The organism is Candidatus Margulisiibacteriota bacterium, from assembly GCA_003242895.1.
Classification (GTDB): domain Bacteria; phylum Margulisbacteria; class Riflemargulisbacteria; order GWF2-39-127; family GWF2-39-127; genus GWF2-39-127.
On record QKMY01000038.1, the window covers coordinates 35,585 to 57,322 of the forward strand.

The following is a 21,738-nucleotide window of genomic DNA, read 5'->3' on the forward strand; positions in this document are numbered from 1 at the left end:
AAGGAGATGAATTTTATGGCAACAGCAGAACAAATAAAATCTTTGATCAGGTCACATTTCGCTAGCCAACCTGAGCGGTTTTATACTATTGCTTTTCAAGTTGCTGCTCATGAAGCCAAACAAGGTCACATAGCTCTTGCTCATGATATCCGGGAAATTATTGATGCAGAAAGAAAAAAAAATGGGGCCAAGGTACTTTCTTTCCCTCAGGATTTACTAGGGTTAGTTCTTACTGAGCAACCTGAAGTTTCTAAGGTTTCTTTAGTAGTTCCCGAACAACTACAGAATCGCATTAATCAAATAATCCATGAATATCGTCAACAGAGCAAATTGAAATCTCATGGACTTAAGCATCGTCGTAAAATACTACTAATCGGTCCCCCTGGAACCGGAAAGACGATGACGGCAAAAGTGTTAGCAAAAGAATTGCATTTGGCGCTCCATACTATTCAGGTAGACCGCGTGGTTACAAAATTCATGGGCGAAAGCAGCGCAAAATTACGACAAATATTTGATTTAATGCAACAGGAGCATGGAGTATATCTTTTTGATGAATTTGATGCAATAGGTGGCGAACGTTCTAATGAAAACGATGTTGGAGAAATGCGTAGAGTTCTTAATGCGTTTTTGCAATTTATAGAACAAGATACCTCCGATAGCTTAATTGTTGCGGCAACCAATAACCCCAAGCTTTTAGATCAGGCATTATTTCGGAGGTTTGATGACGTGCTTTATTACACAGCACCAGATTCGAGCGAACGAAAAAGATTAATTGAAAATATTTTAGGTACCTTTAAAGAGAATAAATTATCTTGGAAAACAATTGTGTCCAAAAGTGAAGGATTAAGCCATGCGGAAGTTGATCTGGCTTGTCAGGATGCAATAAAAAAAGCAATTCTTTCGGATACACTAAAAGTAAGTACAGCATCACTTTTGGAATCAATAAATAACCGCCAGGAAGCGCGCAGAGGTATGAGGGGAGAATACTAATGTCTCAAAACAAATTGCCACATATTTTATTGGGGGCTAATTGGCATGAATCAAAAAATTTTACCAGCACCAAGCAAACAGGTCCCTCAAAAAATATTCCTCAGAGAGATAGGCAAAGCCATGCAACATACTTAAAAACCAGATTAGCGCAGTCATGGCTGGATGCTGATAGCGAATTCGTTGCTACTCATGCAGATAGACATGGTGTATATCTGGAATTTAAAGGCTCTCCTGGTTATGAACTCGTTACAAAAAGCCTTGAAGATATGCGTTCTAAAAAAATTCGTTTGTGTAACGTTAGAATTGAAAAGGAAGTTATTCGGAATACTATAACTAATCGAGATGAAGAACTTCCAGTTACATATGCTACAGTATTTGTATCAAATAATAAAAGACAGGCTTTCTTTGAAAAAATAGAAAAATATGCGAATGAAAACACTGACAAGGGCAATCCTAAGCATGCCGATTTAATAAATGGCATCGCTGACTTGCGCAAAGCATTACTTATTGAATCTTTTTGGCAGGACGATAGAAATCTTATTCCTCAAGACAATCCTGAGTGGTGTGAGGTTTGGCTATCCGGAGATGATGTTGAAATTATCAATCGTTTTGAAAACCTTTTAACTCAACAAAACATTAATGCCAAATCAGGAGTAATAAGATTTCCTGAGAGAACTGTAAAACTTGTTCATGTAACGCATATTCAATTAGAAATGTTATCGAAACTATCAGATGACATCGCTGAGTATAGAAAAGCAAAGAATACTGCCGCATTCTGGACAGAATTATCAAACCAGGACCAATCGGATTGGGTTAATGACTTGACCGAACGATTACAGATTGATAGTGAGTCACAAACTTCTATTTGCATTTTGGATACCGGGGTCAACAACGGACACCCGTTATTATCTCCTTTATTAATTGCTGAAGATTGTCAGTCGGTTGATCCTAGCTGGGGTACAAATGATCACGCTAATCATGGCACACGGATGGCGGGGTTAGCAGCATATGGTAGTCTTTCGGATTTGCTTGCTGGTACTGGTCAACATACTCAAAAGCATCAGTTGGAATCAGTAAAAATTCTACCACCAAATGGACAAAATGACATTGAATTGTGGGGAGATATAACTTCTCAAGGAATAAGCCGTGCAGAAATACAATCTCCCAACCAAAAAAGAGTATGTTGCATGGCAATCTCTTCAGAAGATACTCGAGACCGAGGTAGACCTTCTTCCTGGTCTGGGGCATTAGACCAGATTATTTCTGGGGCAGAAGACAATACTAAGCGACTAATAATTGTTAGTGCAGGTAATATTTCTGATTTTAATCAAATATCTAACTACCCAGATACACAGATAACAGATTCTATTCATGATCCTGCACAATCATGGAATGCACTAACGGTTGGAGCATATACTAAGTTGAACATTATCACAGACCCGACACTTAATGGATATAGACCTTTAGCGCTTCAAAATGAGCTTTCACCATTTTCTACAACATCATCAACTTGGGAGGATAAATGGCCGATTAAACCAGACATTGTTATGGAGGGTGGGAATGTAGCGGTTGATTCGTTAGGATTTCCTACTGAATGTGCTGACCTTGCTTTACTTACAACTAATTATAAACCGCATGATCGTTTGTTTGAGTATTTTAATATGACCAGTGCAGCAACAGCACAAGCCGCATGGCTCGCAGCTCAAATACAGGCACAATATCCAGAATGCTGGCCAGAAACAATTCGAGCACTGATGGTGCATTCAGCAGAATGGCCAGAGATATTAAAGCGTCAATTTGCTCAAAACGATTCAAAGACAGAATTAAAAAAGCTATTACGTATATGCGGATATGGGGTCCCCAATTTGGAACGTGCACTTTATAGCGCATCTAATTCACTTACACTTATTTCACAAGCGGAGATTCAACCTTTTGAACATCGTGATAACGCAAATAGAACAAAAGATATGCATCTTTACGAATTGCCGTGGCCACGTGATATTCTTTTGGGTCTGCCTGATAACACCCCAGTACAAATGCGGATAACGCTTTCTTATTTTATTGAACCTGGCCCAGGTGAGGTCGGGTGGAAAGACAGATATCGGTATGCATCCCATGCTTTAAGATTTGATATCAATTCGCCAGGTGAAATAAAAGAGCAATTTGTTCAACGGATCAATGCTGCGGCTCGAGAAGAGGACGAAGGACATCCTGGAACTAGTAGCGCCTCCAATCATTGGCTTCTTGGTTCACAAGCTCGTGACAAAGGATCTATACACTCGGATATATGGCAAGGAACAGCTCAGGAACTTGCGGCTTCAAATATTATAGCCGTTTCTCCTAGAATCGGCTGGTGGCGGGAGCGTAGTTACTTAGGGAAGTGTGAAAAGAGTACCAGATATGCGCTAGTTGTTTCTATTTCGACACCCGAACAGGAAGTGGATGTATATACACCTGTTGCGCAACAAATTGGCATTATTATACCCATTTCTGTTTAAGGAAATACATTAATGACCTTCAAAGAACAAAACACCATCGAAAACGCCATTCGCGCAACCCTTATAACCCTGCCTGCCCACAACTGGAAATACATTCCTGGCGAGAATCTGGTGCTCTATGGCAAACAGCCACAAGATGTGTTCGTTGATATTTGGCTCAAGGAAGCATTGTGCCGTTTGAACAAGCCACTTGCAGATAATCCTGATCTGGCTGATGAAGTTATACATCGTATGCGTGGTGTTCTGCTTGAGGCTAGTTATAGCGGGCTTATCAGGGCTAATGAGATTTTTCATGACTGGTTGCTCGGACGCACATCTATGCCGCTTGGCAAAGATGGTGAGCATATTACTATTAATCTCATCGATTTTGATGACCTGACAAACAATCAATATATTATCAGCCAACAAGTGCCATTTACCGGGACGCGAGATGCCTATTTTGATCTGGTGCTCTATGTTAACGGGCTGCCTCTGGTAGTGGGCGAAGTAAAAACACCTGTCCGGGATGCTATAAGCTGGCAGGACGGTGCAGCCGATTTCCTGGGAGGACAGAAACATTACTGGGAAAACCAGAAAGCCTTTTTTGTACCGAACCTGCTCTGCTTTGCTTCCGAAGGAAAAACATTTTATTATGGTTCTGTTAGTGCCCGTTACAAAGACTGGGCGCCTTGGCTTAGCACAGAAGATCGTGATGAAATAACACAAGATATGCGTACTGTACTCGGGAGCGCAGAGCGTCTCCTGAACCCGAAAACCCTACTGGAAATCCTTCAATCATTTATAGTCTATTCGACAGTTAAATCCGGGCAAGGCAAGCCAAGTTATAAGACCAAAATTTTACCAAGATATCCTCAGTATGAAGCTGCCAAAGCGATTGTTAACAGGGTTAAAACAGGTGATGCTAAGCAAGGGCTTATTTGGCACTTTCAAGGTTCAGGTAAATCACTACTGATGTTATTTGCTGCTCAAATGCTTAAAAGCTCGCCGGAACTTAAAAATCCTACTGTTATAGTGGTAGTCGATCGTGTAGATCTGGATACTCAGATCAATGGGGTATTTAGCAATGCTGCGGTTAAAAACGTTATGCCGGTAAACTCCTGCAAAGCACTTGCGCTTGAACTTAAACAGGATTCCAGACAAATCCTCATTACTACAATATTTAAGTTTGATGAAGTAGAAATTGATGAAAATAATACTGAAGGTCTGAATAATCGGAATAATATCATTGTGTTGGTAGATGAAGCTCATAGGACTCAGGAGGGAAATCTTGGAGATAAGATGCGCTGGGCTCTGCCAAATGCTTTTTTCTTTGGGCTGACCGGCACTCCGATTTCTGGACTGGAGCGCAACACGTTTAAACTATTTGGTGCTCCGGATGATCCGGGACGATATTTGAATCGTTATTCATATAAACAATCAATACGAGATGCAGCTACTTTGCCAGTCAAATTTGAGCCCAGGTTAGTAGAACTGCGGATCGACCGGGAAGCAATTGACCGGGAGTTTGAAGAGCTGGCAAAACAGAATAACCTTAGCGAAGAAGAAAAAGCTTATGTTTCTGCTAAAGCCGGGAAACTGGCACATTTACTCAAAGCCCCCAAGCGGATTACTGCTATCGCAGATGATATTTCTGCGCATTTCCGTTCACATGTAGAACCTAAGCATTTTAAAGGCATGGTTGTTGTGTATGATCGGGATGCAATAGTCCAAATGTATTACCTGCTAATCGACCGATTAGGTAAAGACGCTATTGAAGCAATTATGAACATTTCTCAAGGTACTCTTGAAGAAGAAAAAGATGAAAATGGAAAGCCCAGGAAAATTGCTCCTGATTGGCTCAAATGGAAAACCCTTGGTCTACCCATAGAAAAAGAAGACTTTAAACGCTGGCAAAGCATAGATGCCAGTCCGCAGGTACAGGAAGCGCTGCTGGATCGATATAGAGATTCATCTGATCCACTTAAAGTTATTATTGTGACAGCCAAATTGCTCACAGGGTTTGATGCACCGATTTGCTACACAATGTATATGGATAAACCATTACGGGACCATACCCTGTTACAAGCTATGTGCCGGACAAATAGGTTGTACTCTGACACCAAAAAGCATGGGCTGATAATCGACTATTTAGGCGTTTTCGAAAACGTAGCGAAAGCGCTTGATTATGATCCCAAAGAAATTGAAGGTGTTGTTGAAAGTATAGAAGCATTTAAAAATCTTTTTCCTCAAGCAATGGATAAATGTTTGAAATATTTTCATGGAATAGACCGAACTATTGAAGGTTACGAAGGGTTGATTGCCGCGCAAGACTGTCTGGTTGGGAATGACAGGAAAGATAATTTTGCTGCCCAATTCAATGTGTTAAAGCGGTTTTGGGAGGCAATTACACCAGACCCATGTCTTAATTCACACAGACGTGATTATAAATGGCTGGCACAAGTATATGAATCAATAAAACCAGTCGGAGGAATAGGTTCGTTGCTCTGGGAATCAATAGGACCGGAAACGATAAAGATCATCCACGAGAACACTGATATTGCCAGAATTCGTGACGATATTGATGAATTAATTATGGACGCAGAATCTATCTTTGAGCTTACGGAAGAAGAACGAAAAAAGAAAGCAAAGAAGCTGACTATATCTTTGATGGCAAAAGCCCGGTCAAAAAGCGATCCGCGATTTGAGGAACTTGGAAAACGGCTTGAACGCCTAAAAGAACAGTATGAAGCCGGAGTTTTAAGTAGCATCGATTGGTTAAAAGACCTGCTGGATGCTGCCAGAGAAATGGTTCGACTGGAAAACGAAACAAATGAGGAAGTTATACCTGATGACAAACAAGCTTTGACTGAAATTTTCCTGGAAGTTAAAAGTGATACAACCCCTCAAATTATCGCTAATCTTGTTGAAGATATAGACAAAATCGTTAAAGCCAGAAGGTTTCAGGGCTGGCAAAATACTCATGGTGGCCAAAAACTTATTCAAAAAGTACTCAGAGAGACTCTTTTTAAATATAAGTTGCATAGAGAACAGGAACTATTTGATAAGGCATATGGATATATACGAGAACATTATTAGTAAGCTGGTAATACGCGTATGACTTAAAGTATGCCAGGTATAATTTCTCCGGTGAAAAGTAGCCGAGGGTATGTAATCCATTCCGTCCCGCGGTAAATGGGTTAAATTGTGAGATTGTTTCGTGTAGTTCATACTATTGACGACTTCTTCGAATAAGAATAATCTCCTTTCAAAAAAGGAGGTAGCACATGGAAGAAAAAAATGAAAAAGAATTGATCATTATACGTATGTTTGATGCTCCGAGCGAGCTTGTCTTCAAGTCCTGGACCGAGCCGCAGCAGGTGAAGCGCTGGTGGGGACCGAGAGGCTACTCGATGCCTTACTGTACTATTGATCTGCGCCTGGATGGTGTTTTTCATTACTGTATGCGTTCGCCTGAAGGAACAGACTTTTGGGGCAAAAGCATCTATCGCGAAATCGATTCGCCGGAACGGCTTGTCTTTACTGATTCCTTTTCGGACGAGTCAGGCAATATAGTCTCGCCTGCGCAGTACGGACTTGGAGAAGATTGGCCGATGGAAACGCTGGTGACGTTAACTTTCGAAGAGCATGAAGGCAAAACCAAGCTCACCCTGCGATCCCTGCTAGGACCTGCTGTGTCGGATGCAAATATCGAGGGGGCTGTGCAGGGTTGGAACGAATCTTTCGATAAACTTGCCGAACTACTGGAGAATCCGGACCGGGAAGTGGTTCATACCCGTGTCTTCGATGCGCCGCGTGAACTTGTATTCAAAATGTGGCTCGATCCTGCACATATAGATCAGTGGTGGGGACCCAGAAACCTTACAACAATTGTCGATAAGATGGACGTTAAGCCGGGAGGTTCCTGGCGGATCGTTCAGCGCGATGAGCGCGGAAATGAGTATGCATTTAATGGTGTTTATCGTGAGATTGTGCCGCAGGAACGGCTTGTCCAGACATTTGAGTTTGAAGGCAATCCTGGCCATGTATTGCTTGAAACAGTGACGTTCGAAGGGCAGGATGGCAAGACGTCACTGACAGACAGAGCTGTTTTTCAGACAACTGAAGATCGTGATGAAATGCTCAAATCAGGAATGGAAAAAGGAGCGGCAGAGACCATGGATCGCTTTGCTGAACTTCTTAAAAAGGAGAAGTAGAAGGATATTCAGAGTGTTAACCAAAAAGCCACACTTTTGGGGTGGCTTTTTGGTGAGTATTTTTCAAGATATCTTAATCCTAATGCCGTTTTTGATTGCTGTTATGATATCGGGCGCCGGCTTCGGGCAAATATTGTTTTTACTCGAAGTAATACCCAAAGCGGTACTGGAAAAATCCGGGGGAACGGGTAACCTAAGTTATTTATAAAACTTCAATTATGTCAGTATGAACTTTGTAATGATATCCCTCGTATTTTCAGCCATAAACATTTTCTTGAATATCCGGTAGGTTATAAGCACATCATAATTGCTGTCATGGAAACTGTCCGGATCAATGTTGATATTATAATGCCTGGCAGTTTCTTGTAGCGATGGCCATTTCCAGTCATTTTTTTGCGGCATCCAGGCTGCTTTAACAATCGAAGTGTTGGAAAACATGGTACAGAAGGTCCTGGGGAGGGAGAAGGGCAGGAATCTGGTATCGAAGCTGATATTATGACCTATAAAGTGCTGTACTCCTGCTATGAAGTTACTAAACGAATCGATATCCTCTGCAAAGTAGTTCGGATAGTCGAAGTTTTCCCGGTGCTTGGCAATCCTTTCAGCGGTTAGTCCGTTAACTGCAATGGCTCTGGAGTTATAATTTTCTTTCGGGTAGTAATATCTGCTAAAAAACGTTTCATCATGAAAGGTGCCTTGAGCAAGATCTATAGACACCTTGAGGGCAGAAATGCTTAAGACACTGCAGGCTGGAGTGAGGCCATTGGTCTCAACATCAAAGATCACCAGTTCATTATGTTGTGATCCGACGGATGGTGGTTTCGGTAAATGAAACAATTTTTCTTTTGTCATAATATAATCATAACAAATATTTGCCATTTTAATAAATGGCTGTTTTGAATAGGCAAGGAATCAAAATATCATGAAAATATTTTTGTGGATGGCGTCAAGAAATAACCGGTTTTGGGCCGATTATGATCGCGTTATTTTTTTGTTACAAATATTTGCTTAATTGTGGTATAGTTATTACCGCTATTGTAGAAAATTCCTGTCGTTTTTATGAGGGCAATTATGAAAAAGAAGTTTTGCGGAAAAATTCTGGTAATTGGCTGCGGGGGAGTCTCCCAATGTCTATTGCCGATGTTGGTTAAACATCTGGATATGCCAACAGAAAAAATTGTTATTATGGATATGGTTGATAACCGTTCGCTGGTCAAGGGTGTTCTTGATGCCGGAGCCAAATACGTTATAGACAAAATAACCAAAAATAACTTACAGCAAAAATTATCTTCATATGTTGGCAAAGGCGATATGATAATTGATCTTGCCTGGAATATTGACTGTAACGAAATACTTGAGTGGTGTCATGATAACGATGTCCGCTATGTAAATACCTCTGTTGAGCAATGGGACCCCTATACCGATGCTGAAAATACACATCCTGTAGACCGCACGCTGTATGTGCGCCATATGAAATTACGCAAAATGCTTTCTGCCTGGAAAGAAAAAGGGCCTTCAGCAGTTATCGACCATGGAGCGAACCCTGGATTGGTTTCTCACTTTACTAAAGACGCGCTGGAAGATATCGCGAAAAAAATTATCAGTGAAAAACCAAAAGATTCACGCGTTCCGGAATTAATAAAGCACCTCGCTGCAAAGAATTTTAACAAAATAGCTCAGCTGACCGGAGTCAAGGTTATCCATATCAGTGAGCGAGATACCCAAATAGTAGATAAACCAAAAGGAGTAAATGAATTCGTTAATACCTGGAGTATTGAAGGGTTCTATGAAGAAGGTATCGCTCCGGCCGAAATGGGCTGGGGAACGCATGAGCGCTCACTGCCCAGAGGGGCACATGTTCATACGCATGGACCTTGTAATCAGATTTGTATTGCACAAATGGGCATGAAAACCAAGGTTCGCTCGTGGGTGCCCTGTGGTGAAATTGTTGGTATGGTTATCCGCCATGGAGAAGCCTTTACTATTTCCGATTATTTAACCGTATGGAATGACAGGAAACCAGAATATCGACCGACGGTACATTACGCTTACTGCCCAAGTGACGGGGCAGTTCTCTCTTTACACGAGTTGGAAATGCGCCAGTTTAAAATGCAGGATAAACTGCGTATATTAGAAGATGAGATTATCAGTGGACATGAAGAGCTTGGCGTGCTATTAATGGGGCACGATTTTAAATGCTGGTGGACTGGCAGTATTCTAGATATAAATGAAACCCGCAAATTAGTTCCTAACCAAAACTCTACTACGTTGCAGGTTGCGTGTTCGGTTCTGGCTGCAATGTATTGGATGATTGATAACCCTTATGAAGGGGTGAACGTTCCGGATGATTTGCCGCATAAAGAAATTTTGGCTGTAGCGAAGCCTTATCTGGGATCATATGTATCTCGTCCATCTGATTGGGACCCATTACAGAATCGACAGGATTTGGACCTTTATAGTAAATTTAATAAGGGTGTACCAATGTATACTGAAGATGATAGATGGCAATTTACAACGTTTCAGATTTCATAACGGGAAGGAAACTTTATAAGTGGCTAAAGCTCTCCAAACTAATCAAAACATAGAAGCATTAATTCGCAAAATGGTGAAAGAACATGGTTCGCCTTTGATGATTATCCAACGTAGTGCTCTTACGCAACAGTATAACCTGTTCAAGAAATGCCTGCCTGATGTTGCGCCTTTTTATGCTATTAAATCAAATCCTCATCCTGATATTATAAAGACCTTTGTAGATCTGGGCGCTGGAGTTGATGTGGCTTCGGGAACCGAAATTGAATGGGTCTTGAATGCCGGCGCTTCACCAGAAAAAATTCTTTTTGCCAATACCATAAAGTCTGAAAAAGACTTGCGTTTTGCATATAAAAATAATATTACGATGATGACCTTTGATAATGAGCCGGAACTCTATAAAATTGCCAAATTTGCTCCGCGTTCCAAAGTAATCTTGCGTATTAAAGTTGCCAATGTCGGGAGCGTAGTGGAGCTTTCCCGTAAATTCGGGGCCGACCCTGACCAAGCCAGGTTTTTGATCAAAAAGGCTAAGAATCTTGGACTGGTCCCTGAAGGCATCAGTTTTCATGTCGGTTCTCAGTGTGCCAATATTAGCAATTATATGAATGCGCTCGTAGAAGCTCACTCAATATTCACTGATATGGAAAGCCAAGGGATTACGCTACGTATGCTTGATATCGGCGGCGGGTTCCCTATTAAGCATTTTGAAAACGAGAATATCCCCTCATTTGAAGGGATGGCTTCGCGATTAAGACGTGAAATGCGCAAGCTATTCAGTAAAATGAAGCATGTCTATTTTATTGCTGAACCAGGCCGGTTCTTTTCTGGCCCTGCCGGTATACTGGCAACCCAGGTGGTTGGCCGGGCTTTTCGAGATAATAAGAATTATTACTATATTAATGACGGAGTTTATCAAGATTTTTCCGGTATTATTTTTGATCACTGCCAGTACGAGTTCAAGGCGATAAAACGAGGCCAAAAGTTCTTGAGCACGATTGCCGGACCAACTTGTGACTCACTGGATGTCTTGTCGTTAAATGAAGAATTGCCTGAGCTGGATGTTGATAACATTGTCTACGTTAAAAATATCGGTGCTTATTCCTGTGCCAGTGCTGTTCCGGCTTTTAATGGGTTTTCACCGGCAAAAATCGTAATTATTTAATCAATAGGCTTGATCTGGGTTCATTCTATATAAATTAGCTGATCTGATTTATCTATCACGTCTTGCGGATAGATTGAGCTAATTATATTCCTAATAATTGATGCGTTAGTGAACTCTTCCTGTATTCCATTCCGTAGATAATAACAATCTTATTTATTGCGATTTCTCAACGTAATTAATGGCAGTACTGCTGGGACTTGTGAGGTATATGAGTTTGGATACCCTTACCATTTCGCCGTCAATAGCAAAGAGTGATCCAGCTAAAAATTCCAGCAACCGGTTACCCTCATGATCATCAATATGTGCAAGGTTGATGAGGACCGGGGTGCGGTCCAGTAACAAGGATGCGATACTCTCGGCTTCAAGAAAGCTTCGGGGTTCAATGATACTTATTTGGGCAACCGGCCTGGTAGTTTGTTTGCTGCCGGTAATATCAAGATCAAGACCAAAAAAAGCTTTTGCATTTTCCATCATTTTTTTTTCTCCTGTAGGTGAGATGTTTATAGATAATTATATCAATCATTTTCTAAAAAACCTGTAGGTCCGCTATAAATATCTTCTTGATATTTATCATAATATGGTTAATATATAACGTTAGCCTTAGACTAGGCTGTTCCTTCCCATGAAAAGATAGAAAGGTTTTATCCATGCATTTTTCTAAGTTTTTACGATGGTCTTTATTACTGCTCGGACTTGTATTGACCTTAACCTTCCCAGTGGCAATATCAAAAGCTGCAACTATTCCCGCCCGTCCGGAGACCCAGCTGGTAGTGTTGTGTTACCATCTGATTAATTCTACCCTGAAAACCCCGTATACGATTTCTGACACGCTTTTAAAGAAGCAATTGGATACCTTAACAGCACAGGGATATCGTTTTGTCACAATGCAGGAGGTCGATGATTATTATTATAAAAACAAACCTCTTCCTTCCAAGGCTGCCGTAGTTACTTTTGATGATGGTAATCGCAGCGTTTATACTATAGCTTATCCGATAATGCGGGCCCGCAATATTCCTTGGACTTTGTTTGTGTATCCTACCGGGATTCAAGCCGGACCGAAGCATGGGTTTATGAGTTGGGCTGAAGTGAAAGAGGTTTCCGACCATGGAGCGACTATAGGTAGCCATTCTTATTGGCATCCGTTCCTCACTGATTATGTTAAAGAAAAAAACCCAGATAAATGGTTGAATCTTCAGATAGCCCAGTCCCGAGCAACCATTGAAAGCCATATCGGCAAGCAGGTGCAAACTTTTGCCGTTCCCTTTGGACTCTGGGACCGAACTGTATCGGATAAACTCCGGGAAGCGGGGTATCGACTGGTTTTTAATGTCAATAACTCCAACAACGATCAAAATAGTGATCCAATGAACCTCAACCGACAAATGATCGGTGCTGGTGAACCGATCGGTTATTTTACCAGTCGGATTGTTACCAGGCGTTTGAGTTCCACCAACCATGGCCCGCAAAATCTGAGTATTGTGGAAACTCCGGAAGTGACCCTGCGTATCAACATTCCTAATGTTCATAACTTCCAGGACGGGGAATGGGCATTGCGTGAGCCGCGTTGGGGTAAAATAGTATTGTCGCCAAAAAACGGGCACGTGGAAATTCCTGTCAAACTGACCCAAGCCGGACAGTATATTCCTCATATTTACGCTCGTAACGCGAATGGTGAAACCTATGAAGACAGCTGGAGTTTTATTTATCGCAAGCGGTAGGAAAGACCTCGGTTAATAGCTTAATGAGAGCTCCGACGCCCTGCAATGTAAAGCCAGGATAATAAATTGCAAACTCCGCGATCACAGTATTTCATCGAGATTGCCTTTACCCTGACGAATAAGCATTGGCCCGGCATCAGTTGAACAATCTACAACTGTTGAGGCAATACTACCTCCGCAACCACCATCAATTACTATATCGACGAGGTCCTGATATTTTTCGTATATCAATTCAGGGTCCGTTGAATATTCAATAATGCTATCTTCGTCATGTATTGATGATGTAAGGATCGGATTTCCCAGCTCTTTAACAATGGTCAGGATTATATTATTGTCAGGAATCCTGATGCCTACTGTTTTTTTCTGTGATTCAAATATTTTAGGAACTTTACTGCTGGCTTTTAAAATAAAGGTAAAAGGTCCTGGCAGGGCCCTTCTAAGCAGCTTGTAAGTAGTTTTGTCCAGTTGCTTAGTGTAATCAGAAATATGACTTAAATCGTAGCAGATAAAAGAAAAGTTGGCTTTTTCTATTTTCAAGCCTTTGATTTGTGCAACTTTTTCTATTGCTTTGCGGTTATAAATGTCACAGCCAATGCCATAAACAGTATCGGTCGGATAAATTATTACTCCGCCGGTTTGAAGGCAATCAACAACTTTGCTGACGAGCCTTGGATCAGGATTTTTATTGAATAATTTTATGAATTCCGCCATAGCAGATTATTCCCCGTGGTTTAGAATATTCTTGAATGCTTTTTGTTAGATGTACTGCACTAGGAGCTAACTGTCAACACATCATCCGGTAAAACACCAGCGAATCTGCCATATTATTCATATAGAGAGTTATACCGCTGATATTCATAGTAAAACCTTTCTTATTTGTGGTAAAAATATTATACCACGAAAATAAAAAATACAGAGAGTCCCGAGTCAGGGCCCCTCCATCATTCACACTAGCTGAGCACAGAGGTCTGTTAACGTACTGTGTGATTCTCTTGAGTGAAATAGTCTGCTATAATTTTCTAAATGAAAGAAAGAATTAGTTTTGGTATAGAGTTTTTGTTTGATAGCGCCGATCGACTGCTACTTCGGCTACAAGCGACCTGGAAAGATGAAGAAATCAATCTATCCCTGTCAACGTTCCTTACTTTTCTTTCCGAAAATGAAAATGAATTAGCTGAACCGGATGCTGAGTTCTCCTATACTCTTGGCAAGCTGTTGAAAAAAGTAAGCTATAACAACGAAATTATCAGAGCTGTCACTACTGATGCGGAAATGGCAATTTTTTTAAAACGTGCCCGTCATTATAAAATCAGTTTGTATTGGAATTGTAATCGAACGCATATGCCGATAACCTGGTCGGAAGTAATCCCTCTCACCCTGCATGTGAATCAGAACCGGGATCAATTGAATTGTGAGCTTGCGGACCGCCAGGCCTGGCTTAATAATCCCTTAGCCTGGCTGATTTTTCGAGCGGAGAAGGATTTATATATTTTCTCTAACGGACATATTACCTATAATCCCTCTAGCCAGTTATTGGATTTTCTCGACCAGTTCCTGGACAAAGAAAAAATTATTTTCAATAGCCAGCAAGCTGTAGCCTTCATAAATAATACCTATAAACACAATAAAGACCGGATCAATTGGCAGATAAAAGCTGATTTTGCGGATTTTGTGCCGGTGGACGATCCGCCGTTTCCTATGCTGACCATTACTGAGAAAGACAGCTGTCTTATTTCGTTGCTTTCCTATAAATACCGGGAAGAGATCATAACCCCTGATTTTGCCGCGAGTGTTATTACCGACACTAAAACCGGTAGGATAATGAACCGCATGAAAGACCTGGAGGATATTTACCAGCAGGATATTATGGACCTGTTTTTGGAACACAACCTGCCATTTATGCTGCGCAGCCCAAGTGATATTGCCAGGTTTCTGGACAAGCTTATTCCCGTTTTAAGGGAAAGGGATTGGATCATTCATTCTGATGTGCCTGATTATAATATAATAGATCAGCCGGCAGAGCTTGAATTCAATATTAAACAAATAAAAGAGGGCACGATTGATTGGTTCTATTTTGAGCCTGCCTGCGAGATTAACGGCCAAACCTTCCAGCTCCAGGAACTGGCAAGATTAATGGTCCAGAACCAAGGCTATGTGAAAACAAAGTCCGGGTATCTTAAAGTAACGGAAAAATCACGGGAAGAAATTAATATGCTGACCCAATTCGGCGCTCTTAAAGCCGGGAAAAAGTTCGGTAAAGCTGAAATCCTACCGCTTATACTTGAGACAAAAGTAAAAGGAACCGATGTCCAGTCAAAGGATTTGGTTCATCGAATCCAGCACATGAACACGACTGCGAATATTAAACCAAGTTCCCGGTTCAAGGGTGAGTTGCGCGATTATCAGCAGTTCGGACTGAACTGGCTCAATTTTCTACACTCTGCTGGGATGGGGGGCGTTCTTGCCGATGATATGGGGCTTGGCAAAACTGTTCAGACAATTGCTTTTGCCGATCAGCTTAAAGCTAGCGGGCCATGTTTAGTTATCGGGCCAACCAATGTTATGTATAACTGGGTAAAGGAAATACAGAAATTCGCACCTCACATGAATGTTATAGCTTATACCGGGCAGGATAGGTTCAAACATCTTGAAGTGTTGCAGGAAACGGATTTCATTATCAGTTCCTTTGGCGTTATTAAAAATGATATCGATTGGTTTCGCTCAATTTCCTTTAAAGCTATTTTTATCGATGAAGCCCAATATATCAAGAATCCGGCGACACAAATCTCTAAAGCAGTTAAATCTCTCAACTCCACCTTTAAACTGGCTATGACCGGAACCCCAATTGAGAATCACCTGCAAGATCTGTGGAACCTGTTTGATTTTGTCATGCCTGACTATCTCGGCACAATGCGCCAGTTCGAATTAGCATTGGGTGGCGGCAGTCGCGATATCCTCAAAACCAAGATCAGGCCCTTTGTCCTCAGACGTGAAAAAAAAGAAGTGCTCCTGTCTCTGCCGGAGAAGACTGAGATTATTATGAAATGCCCGATGACAGAGGCTCAGAAGTGTCTTTACGAAACCGTTCTAAAAGCCGGGAGGGCAGGAATTAAAAATAGTACCGGTAAAAATGAGCGGCTGAATATTCTGACCACACTCTTAAAGCTCCGGCAGGTATGTATCCATCCGGCGTTACTTCAGGAACTGCGCGGGCAGGATATCCCTTCCAGTAAGTTTGAATTGGCTCAGGAAAAAATAAGCGAATTGCTGGAAGAAGGACATAAAATCGTTCTTTTTACGCAGTTTACGAATATGCTTGATATTATTGAAGCCTGGGCAAAGGAGACCGGTATTGATCTGTACAGGATTGATGGTAGTGTTTCCGGTAAGAAGCGAATGGATATAATCGATTCGTTTCAGAACAGCGCGGGATCGGGCCTGTTTATTATATCCTTAAAAGCTGGAGGGGTCGGGATTAATCTTACAGCGGCGGACTACGTTATCCATCTTGATCCCTGGTGGAACCCGGCTATCGAATCCCAGGCCACTGACCGGGTACATCGTATGGGCCAGAAGAATAAAGTTATTGTCTATAAGCTTATTACCGAAGGCACAATTGAAGAAAAAATCCAGGAATTGCAAGAACAGAAACGTCAGTTATTAGCAGAGATTATTGATATCGACTCGCTGGAAGATAAAAAGATCGATTTTAGTGAGCTGCGCAAAATTCTTTTCTAGTAACTAGCCATTACTCACTATCCACTGCTATACTAACATCTATGATCCAGGCAAAAGACAAATATGATTATTATCAGCAACTAAAGGCTATTTTAGAACCAGCAGGACTGCTTTGTGATCCTTATAAAGAAATCAACTACGGGGTACAGTTTAGCGTAGATCTGAACGGTTTGACTAATACTCTTAGGATCTATGAAAGCAAAAAAAAAGGCATTTCACTTGATCTGTCACAAGTAACCAACGAATCAATTAAACAAATAATAGGATCAGCGCTCTCACTTTTTCCGCTGCCACGCTCAGAAAAGAACCCATGCGACGAGGTTGTAAACAGCGATATAAACGATTTACTTCCGATCATCGGAACTGATGAATCCGGAAAAGGAGACTTTTTTGGGCCTTTAGTCGTTGCCGGGGTATATTGCGATGAGCGTATTGCCAAAATACTGGAAATACTTGGAGTTAAAGACTGCAAATTAACAAGCGACAAACAAGTTCTGGAATTGGCAATTAAAATCGAACAAATCTGTCCATATGCGATAATTGCCATCGGTAACCCCAAATATAATGAAATGTACGAAAAATCCAGAAACCTGAACTCGATCATGGGCTGGGCACATGCAACAACCATAGAAAAGGTACTGGAAAAGCAACCGTGTGATACCGTCCTCTCTGATAAATTTGCCGATGATGCCGTAATCAAATCGCGCCTGAAAGAAAAAGGTAAACAAGTCAAACTGATACAAAGAACTAAAGCTGAATCGCATATTGCCGTAGCTGCTGCATCGGTTATCGCCAGGGCGCGCTTTTTAAATACCCTTTCCGCTTATGAAAAACAATATGGCTTTGAATTTGGCAAAGGCGGCGCATCCCCAAAGGTTATCGCAACCGGAAAGCAGTTCATAAAAGAACAAGGAAAAGAAAACCTGAACCAAGTAGCAAAAATGCACTTTAAAACCCTTGAGAGCATTCTTTAGTCACGTAATCATCTAACTGTCAATTATTTCACATAAGCTCAACCTTAATCACCAGGGTTTGGGAGAGTGAGCATCCCATTAAAATAATCTTTTCCCAGCTTGATTTTTAATATATTATATTGTAATAATATAGTAGATATGAAAATAAAATCATTAATTTTCGTTTTTTTATTTATTCTGACTGGAATCAGCCATTGTTCCGAACCGCTTAATCAAAATAGTCTTACAGAAATCGACAAATCATCCTTCATCCATAGAAAAGGAACAGAACTGGTCATAGGAAAAAATGACGAACCTATTTGGCTTAAAGGCGTCTGCTTTGGGAATTATGTATGGGATGGCGCCGGTATTCCCTCGTTCCATCATTCAGTAAGTGATTATCAACGTGTAAAAGATATGAATATGAACGCTATCAGGTTCTACCTCAATTATTCATTTTTTTTCAAAGACAATAATAAAAAACAATATAGCAACGAGTGCTGGGCGTGGCTCGACGATAACATTGAAATGGCAAAACAACACGGCATTTATTTAATCCTGAATATGCACGTGCCGCCCGGCGGGTTCCAATCCAATGGAGAGGGACTGGAGTTATGGGATAAAAAAGAGAATCAGGATCGGTTCAAAAAACTTTGGAAAGCGATCGCTAAAAAGTACAAAAATGAGCCGGTTATTGCCGGCTATGATATCTTAAACGAGCCGGTGACTTCTCAGTCGATCGATCAATGGAAAGAACTAGCACAAGAGACAGTCGATGCTATCAGGTCGGAAGATATTAATCATCTCATCATCGTTGAGAGACTTAATGGAATCGCTGGTAAATGGGAGACGTATAGCAGTATTAATCTTTTTCTCGTGAATGACGAAAATACTATGTATACATTCCATTACTACAACCCTATTGAGTACACCCATCAAAATACTTCCTGGACAAGCTTTGGGGAGGGGGGTGCATACCCGGATAGGAATTGGCTGGAAGTGCCACAAGATGCAACGTGGGTCGCCAGGAATTTTAATAGTCCGTACTTGCCTGTTGGCAATAGCGATTGGACATTCTATAAAGGGAAACAGTTAAAGATTACCGATCCAACAATAATAGCAGGAAAACCATTGCTTGTTTCCTGTAAGAATTCCGGAAATGCTTATTTTGATGATTTTGTTGTCAAGGAATTTGATGAAAAAGGTAATTTCGTCAAAAACGCCTGTGAGATTAATATTAAACCTGAAAACGACTGGCAACTATGGAGTGATGATCAAAGTGGATGTTCTGTTGTTGATAAAGCTACAGGACATAAAGACTCTGCTTCGCTCATGGTCTCCGATACTACCGGAGCAGCAAATTGTTATAATAACAAGTTTCGATTTGCCGTAAGAACAAATTATTCCTATTCCATCGAGGGATGGATGAAAGGCGAGAGGATTAATAGCGATGCACAATGCCAACTGGGGATAGTATTTGAACAGAGTCCTGCCCGAAGACAAGCCATGCCGAGGGATAAGGAATATTTAGAATCAGAGCTTAAGCGGTTTATAGACTTTGGTAAAACTAACAACGTGCCGGTTTACGTTGGCGAATGGGGATTGTATCAGGATTGCTTTAGTTCCGGTAAAGGCGGCGAGAGCTGGGTCAGCGATATGCTCGATCTGTTTAACCGCTACAAAGTTCATTATACCTACCATGCATATCATGAGTCTGCATTTGGCATATTTAATAATCCTGAAGGATTGCCTGACATTTCACAAGCTAATACCACGCTAATAGATCTTTTCAAGAAGAAAATTCCCGTATCCGATTGATAATTGCCAGCCAATAATTACCGGTATCTTGAGCATAGTCTATCATTGTCGAAGGAACTTAAAGGTATTTTCATTAGTAAATAACCCACAATGACTTGTAAATTTTACGCTATTTCTTGACATGATTATGTTTTATCCTCTATTGTATGAATAATATACTAAGGAGGGATTTGTTATGAATATCAGAAAAATACTGGTTGTTTTAGTAGTGGTGTTAATGTGCGGGTGTCCTTTTGTTTTTGGTGCCGATGCAAAAGGGTTGCGATATTCCATCGCGGTTACCACTTTTGAGGATAAAACAGGGTGGGGAGGGAGTTGGAATCTCGGGGATGCCTGGGCAGCTATACTTACGGATGCTTTAACTGAGACTGGCAGGTTCATAGTCCTGGGGGAAAAAGAAATGAGACAGGCAGCAATTACCGAACAGGATTTTGCTGCGAGTGACCGTGCGGCTGGCGGAGGAAAAAAGGTAGTTTCCGGACAGATGACACCTGCACAATTACTTATTAAAGGAGAGATTACTCACTTTGAGAGTGGCACAAGCGGTGGCTCTACCGGAGTGGGTTTTGGCGGTTTTAATGTTGGATTGAGCGCCAGTAAATCAGAAGTGAACGCTGTAATATACGTTATCGATTCTAGTACCGGACAGGTTCTCGCTTCCAAGAAATGTTACGGAGAGATAAGTAACAACGGAGTTTCTTTTGATGGCTATAAAGACGGGTTCTCCGGGAACATCGAGGCATTCAGCAAGTCGAATGAAGGGAAGGTAATCGAGATCGCAGTTAAAGAAGGGGTTGATTACCTGATATCAAAATTGCCGGATATTCCTTGGACAGGGTCTGTCGCAATGGTTAAAGACGACAAGGTCTATATCAATCGCGGACAACGAGAAGGCGTAACTACCGGAAAGATTTTTAAAGTGGGCGAGTTGAATGAAGTCAGAGATCCTGATACCGGTGAATTGCTGGACCAGAGTGTGGAGATTGCAGGCGAGGTACAGGTTGTCACTGTTAAAGATAAAATGTCAATTTGTAAGGTTATAAAAGGTGAGGGCATTACAAAAGGTATGGCAGTTTCTGATTAGTTTTTAGCGTGGTTTAAATCATTTTTTTATTTATAATTCTTAGAAATCGGAGATTAATGTATGAAAATAAAATTACTTGTATTAACATTGGTTATAGGTACAGCAATAACAGCAGGGACAGTTATAGCAGATATCGGACAGGAAACGATTGATAGTTTGGATAATGCCAAGGAATTACTTTTTAAAAAGGATTATTCTAGGGCCGTGGAAGAGATAGAGTACGCTTTGTCAAAGATTAATGAGATACAGGCAGAAAGACTCGTCGCATACGTTCCTGATGCTCCAAAAGGATTCAATATAGAGAGCAAAAGTTCTCAGGGTTTAGGGCAGGCTGGTGCTATAGTCGGAGGTGCGGGAACAATAATGGCTGAGGCAAGATATATTGGGTTGTCGCCATCACAAGATACCAATAACAAGAAAAACAAAAAAGATCAAAATGATGAAGAAAATGCTGATGAAAATTATAATGCCCCCTATATTAATTTAAAGATATCTGTCGGCGGAATCATGGGCAAGATGGGGAGTATGTCCGCTCTGGGGAAAATGTTCGGTGGATCTGCCGGAAATGGGGTAAAGAGTGTAAGAGTTAAAGGGTATACCGGAGTTTTGGAATATAGCAAAGAGAATAAATCCGGTACATTGACGGTTCAAGTCGGAGAAAAAGTTAGTGTTACTTTAGAAGGAAGTTATATAGGTTCCGGGGATATTCTGGTAACTATAGCTAATAGTATGAAGCTACAAGAATTAGTAACCAACTTTTAGGTTGAGAATGGAGGTTGCCTATGCTAAACGCGATAATTCTTTTTAATGTTGAGAGAAATAAAATCAATCAGGTTGCCGGGGCACTTGCCGATATTGACGGAATCAGTGAAGTCTATTCTGTGGCTGGTAGATATGATCTTGTTGCTATCATCCGGGTAAAAGATCAGGATAAACTGGCAGACCTGGTTACTTCGGGGTTGATTAATATCGAGGGAATAATTAAATCAGAAACCTTAACTGCCTTTCAGGTACATTCTCAGCATGATCTTGATCGAATGTTTTCCCTGTAA

The 21,738-nt window shown here is 41.1% G+C and carries 18 protein-coding genes; 15 read left to right on the top strand and 3 right to left on the bottom strand.

Features of this window, described 5'->3' with window-relative positions:
* Positions 1-15 precede the first annotated feature (15 nt).
* The 6 genes from DKM50_05520 to DKM50_05545 all read left to right on the top strand — a co-directional run bounded on the left by DKM50_05520 (position 16) and on the right by DKM50_05545 (position 7,889).
* Positions 16-990: an ATPase gene (locus DKM50_05520; protein ID PZM80225.1), complete on the top strand. Its 975-nt coding sequence runs from the start codon at positions 16-18 to the stop codon at positions 988-990.
* Positions 990-3,488: a peptidase S8 gene (locus DKM50_05525; protein ID PZM80226.1), complete on the top strand. Its 2,499-nt coding sequence runs from the start codon at positions 990-992 to the stop codon at positions 3,486-3,488. Before DKM50_05520 ends, DKM50_05525 begins: the two co-directional genes overlap by 1 nt.
* Positions 3,389-3,637 (top strand): hypothetical protein, encoded by a 249-nt coding sequence (locus tag DKM50_05530; GenBank protein ID PZM80245.1) that lies wholly within the window; start codon positions 3,389-3,391, stop codon positions 3,635-3,637. Before DKM50_05525 ends, DKM50_05530 begins: the two co-directional genes overlap by 100 nt.
* Positions 3,501-6,563 carry a DEAD/DEAH box helicase gene (locus DKM50_05535; GenBank protein PZM80227.1) on the top strand — a complete coding sequence of 1,021 codons (3,063 nt, stop codon included), beginning with the start codon at positions 3,501-3,503 and terminating at the stop codon, positions 6,561-6,563. The genes DKM50_05530 and DKM50_05535 overlap by 137 nt, the downstream gene beginning before the upstream one ends.
* A gap of 227 nt (positions 6,564-6,790) precedes the next feature.
* Positions 6,791-7,681: a hypothetical protein gene (locus DKM50_05540; GenBank protein ID PZM80246.1), complete on the top strand. Its 891-nt coding sequence runs from the start codon at positions 6,791-6,793 to the stop codon at positions 7,679-7,681.
* 13 nt (positions 7,682-7,694) lie between these two features.
* Positions 7,695-7,889, top strand: a complete 195-nt coding sequence (locus DKM50_05545) for a hypothetical protein (GenBank protein ID PZM80228.1) — start codon at positions 7,695-7,697, stop codon at positions 7,887-7,889.
* Between the two features lie 8 nt (positions 7,890-7,897).
* On the opposite strand, the gene DKM50_05550 is transcribed toward DKM50_05545, so the two are convergent.
* Entirely contained in the window at positions 7,898-8,560 is a 663-nt protein-coding gene (locus DKM50_05550) for a 3'-5' exonuclease (protein ID PZM80229.1), read from the bottom strand.
* A 192-nt stretch (positions 8,561-8,752) separates the two neighbouring features.
* Here DKM50_05550 and DKM50_05555 point away from each other — a divergent pair, with 192 nt between their 5' ends.
* Positions 8,753-10,213 carry a homospermidine synthase gene (locus tag DKM50_05555; protein PZM80230.1) on the top strand — a complete coding sequence of 487 codons (1,461 nt, stop codon included), beginning with the start codon at positions 8,753-8,755 and terminating at the stop codon, positions 10,211-10,213.
* A 19-nt stretch (positions 10,214-10,232) separates the two neighbouring features.
* Positions 10,233-11,375: a type III PLP-dependent enzyme gene (locus DKM50_05560; GenBank protein PZM80231.1), complete on the top strand. Its 1,143-nt coding sequence runs from the start codon at positions 10,233-10,235 to the stop codon at positions 11,373-11,375.
* Positions 11,376-11,528: 153 nt separating this feature from the next.
* Here the strand turns inward: DKM50_05560 and DKM50_05565 are convergent, their stop codons facing one another.
* Positions 11,529-11,849 carry a hypothetical protein gene (locus tag DKM50_05565; GenBank protein PZM80232.1) on the bottom strand — a complete coding sequence of 107 codons (321 nt, stop codon included), beginning with the start codon at positions 11,847-11,849 and terminating at the stop codon, positions 11,529-11,531.
* 173 nt (positions 11,850-12,022) lie between these two features.
* Between DKM50_05565 and DKM50_05570 the strand changes: the two genes are divergently transcribed.
* A complete protein-coding gene (locus tag DKM50_05570; GenBank protein PZM80233.1) occupies positions 12,023-13,093 on the top strand; it encodes a hypothetical protein in 1,071 nt (356 codons plus the stop codon).
* An 81-nt stretch (positions 13,094-13,174) separates the two neighbouring features.
* Here DKM50_05570 and DKM50_05575 read toward each other — a convergent pair whose 3' ends face one another.
* Positions 13,175-13,804, bottom strand: a complete 630-nt coding sequence (locus tag DKM50_05575) for a threonylcarbamoyl-AMP synthase (GenBank protein ID PZM80234.1) — start codon at positions 13,802-13,804, stop codon at positions 13,175-13,177.
* Between the two features lie 312 nt (positions 13,805-14,116).
* On the opposite strand from DKM50_05575, the gene DKM50_05580 reads away from it, so the two are divergent.
* The 6 genes from DKM50_05580 to DKM50_05605 all read left to right on the top strand — a co-directional run bounded on the left by DKM50_05580 (position 14,117) and on the right by DKM50_05605 (position 21,738).
* Positions 14,117-16,831 (top strand): hypothetical protein, encoded by a 2,715-nt coding sequence (locus tag DKM50_05580; GenBank protein ID PZM80235.1) that lies wholly within the window; start codon positions 14,117-14,119, stop codon positions 16,829-16,831.
* 41 nt (positions 16,832-16,872) lie between these two features.
* Positions 16,873-17,805, top strand: a complete 933-nt coding sequence (gene rnhC, locus DKM50_05585; GenBank protein ID PZM80236.1) for a ribonuclease HIII — start codon at positions 16,873-16,875, stop codon at positions 17,803-17,805.
* 99 nt (positions 17,806-17,904) lie between these two features.
* Entirely contained in the window at positions 17,905-19,602 is a 1,698-nt protein-coding gene (locus DKM50_05590) for a retaining beta-glycosidase (GenBank protein ID PZM80237.1), read from the top strand.
* 175 nt (positions 19,603-19,777) lie between these two features.
* Entirely contained in the window at positions 19,778-20,686 is a 909-nt protein-coding gene (locus tag DKM50_05595; protein ID PZM80238.1) for a hypothetical protein, read from the top strand.
* A 60-nt stretch (positions 20,687-20,746) separates the two neighbouring features.
* Positions 20,747-21,448 carry a hypothetical protein gene (locus DKM50_05600; protein ID PZM80239.1) on the top strand — a complete coding sequence of 234 codons (702 nt, stop codon included), beginning with the start codon at positions 20,747-20,749 and terminating at the stop codon, positions 21,446-21,448.
* A gap of 20 nt (positions 21,449-21,468) precedes the next feature.
* A complete protein-coding gene (locus DKM50_05605) occupies positions 21,469-21,738 on the top strand; it encodes an Lrp/AsnC family transcriptional regulator (GenBank protein ID PZM80240.1) in 270 nt (89 codons plus the stop codon).

Coding starts and splice junctions, on each gene's coding strand:
- DKM50_05555 (PZM80230.1), top strand. CDS start 8,753: ATGAAAAAGAAGTTTTGCGGAAAAATTCTGGTAATTGGCTGCGGGGGA.
- DKM50_05535 (PZM80227.1), top strand. CDS start 3,501: ATGACCTTCAAAGAACAAAACACCATCGAAAACGCCATTCGCGCAACC.
- DKM50_05565 (PZM80232.1), bottom strand. CDS start 11,849: ATGATGGAAAATGCAAAAGCTTTTTTTGGTCTTGATCTTGATATTACC.
- DKM50_05595 (PZM80238.1), top strand. CDS start 19,778: ATGAATATCAGAAAAATACTGGTTGTTTTAGTAGTGGTGTTAATGTGC.
- DKM50_05525 (PZM80226.1), top strand. CDS start 990: ATGTCTCAAAACAAATTGCCACATATTTTATTGGGGGCTAATTGGCAT.
- DKM50_05550 (PZM80229.1), bottom strand. CDS start 8,560: ATGGCAAATATTTGTTATGATTATATTATGACAAAAGAAAAATTGTTT.
- DKM50_05580 (PZM80235.1), top strand. CDS start 14,117: ATGAAAGAAAGAATTAGTTTTGGTATAGAGTTTTTGTTTGATAGCGCC.
- DKM50_05605 (PZM80240.1), top strand. CDS start 21,469: ATGCTAAACGCGATAATTCTTTTTAATGTTGAGAGAAATAAAATCAAT.
- DKM50_05570 (PZM80233.1), top strand. CDS start 12,023: ATGCATTTTTCTAAGTTTTTACGATGGTCTTTATTACTGCTCGGACTT.
- DKM50_05600 (PZM80239.1), top strand. CDS start 20,747: ATGAAAATAAAATTACTTGTATTAACATTGGTTATAGGTACAGCAATA.
- DKM50_05520 (PZM80225.1), top strand. CDS start 16: ATGGCAACAGCAGAACAAATAAAATCTTTGATCAGGTCACATTTCGCT.
- DKM50_05540 (PZM80246.1), top strand. CDS start 6,791: ATGTTTGATGCTCCGAGCGAGCTTGTCTTCAAGTCCTGGACCGAGCCG.
- rnhC (PZM80236.1), top strand. CDS start 16,873: ATGATCCAGGCAAAAGACAAATATGATTATTATCAGCAACTAAAGGCT.
- DKM50_05575 (PZM80234.1), bottom strand. CDS start 13,804: ATGGCGGAATTCATAAAATTATTCAATAAAAATCCTGATCCAAGGCTC.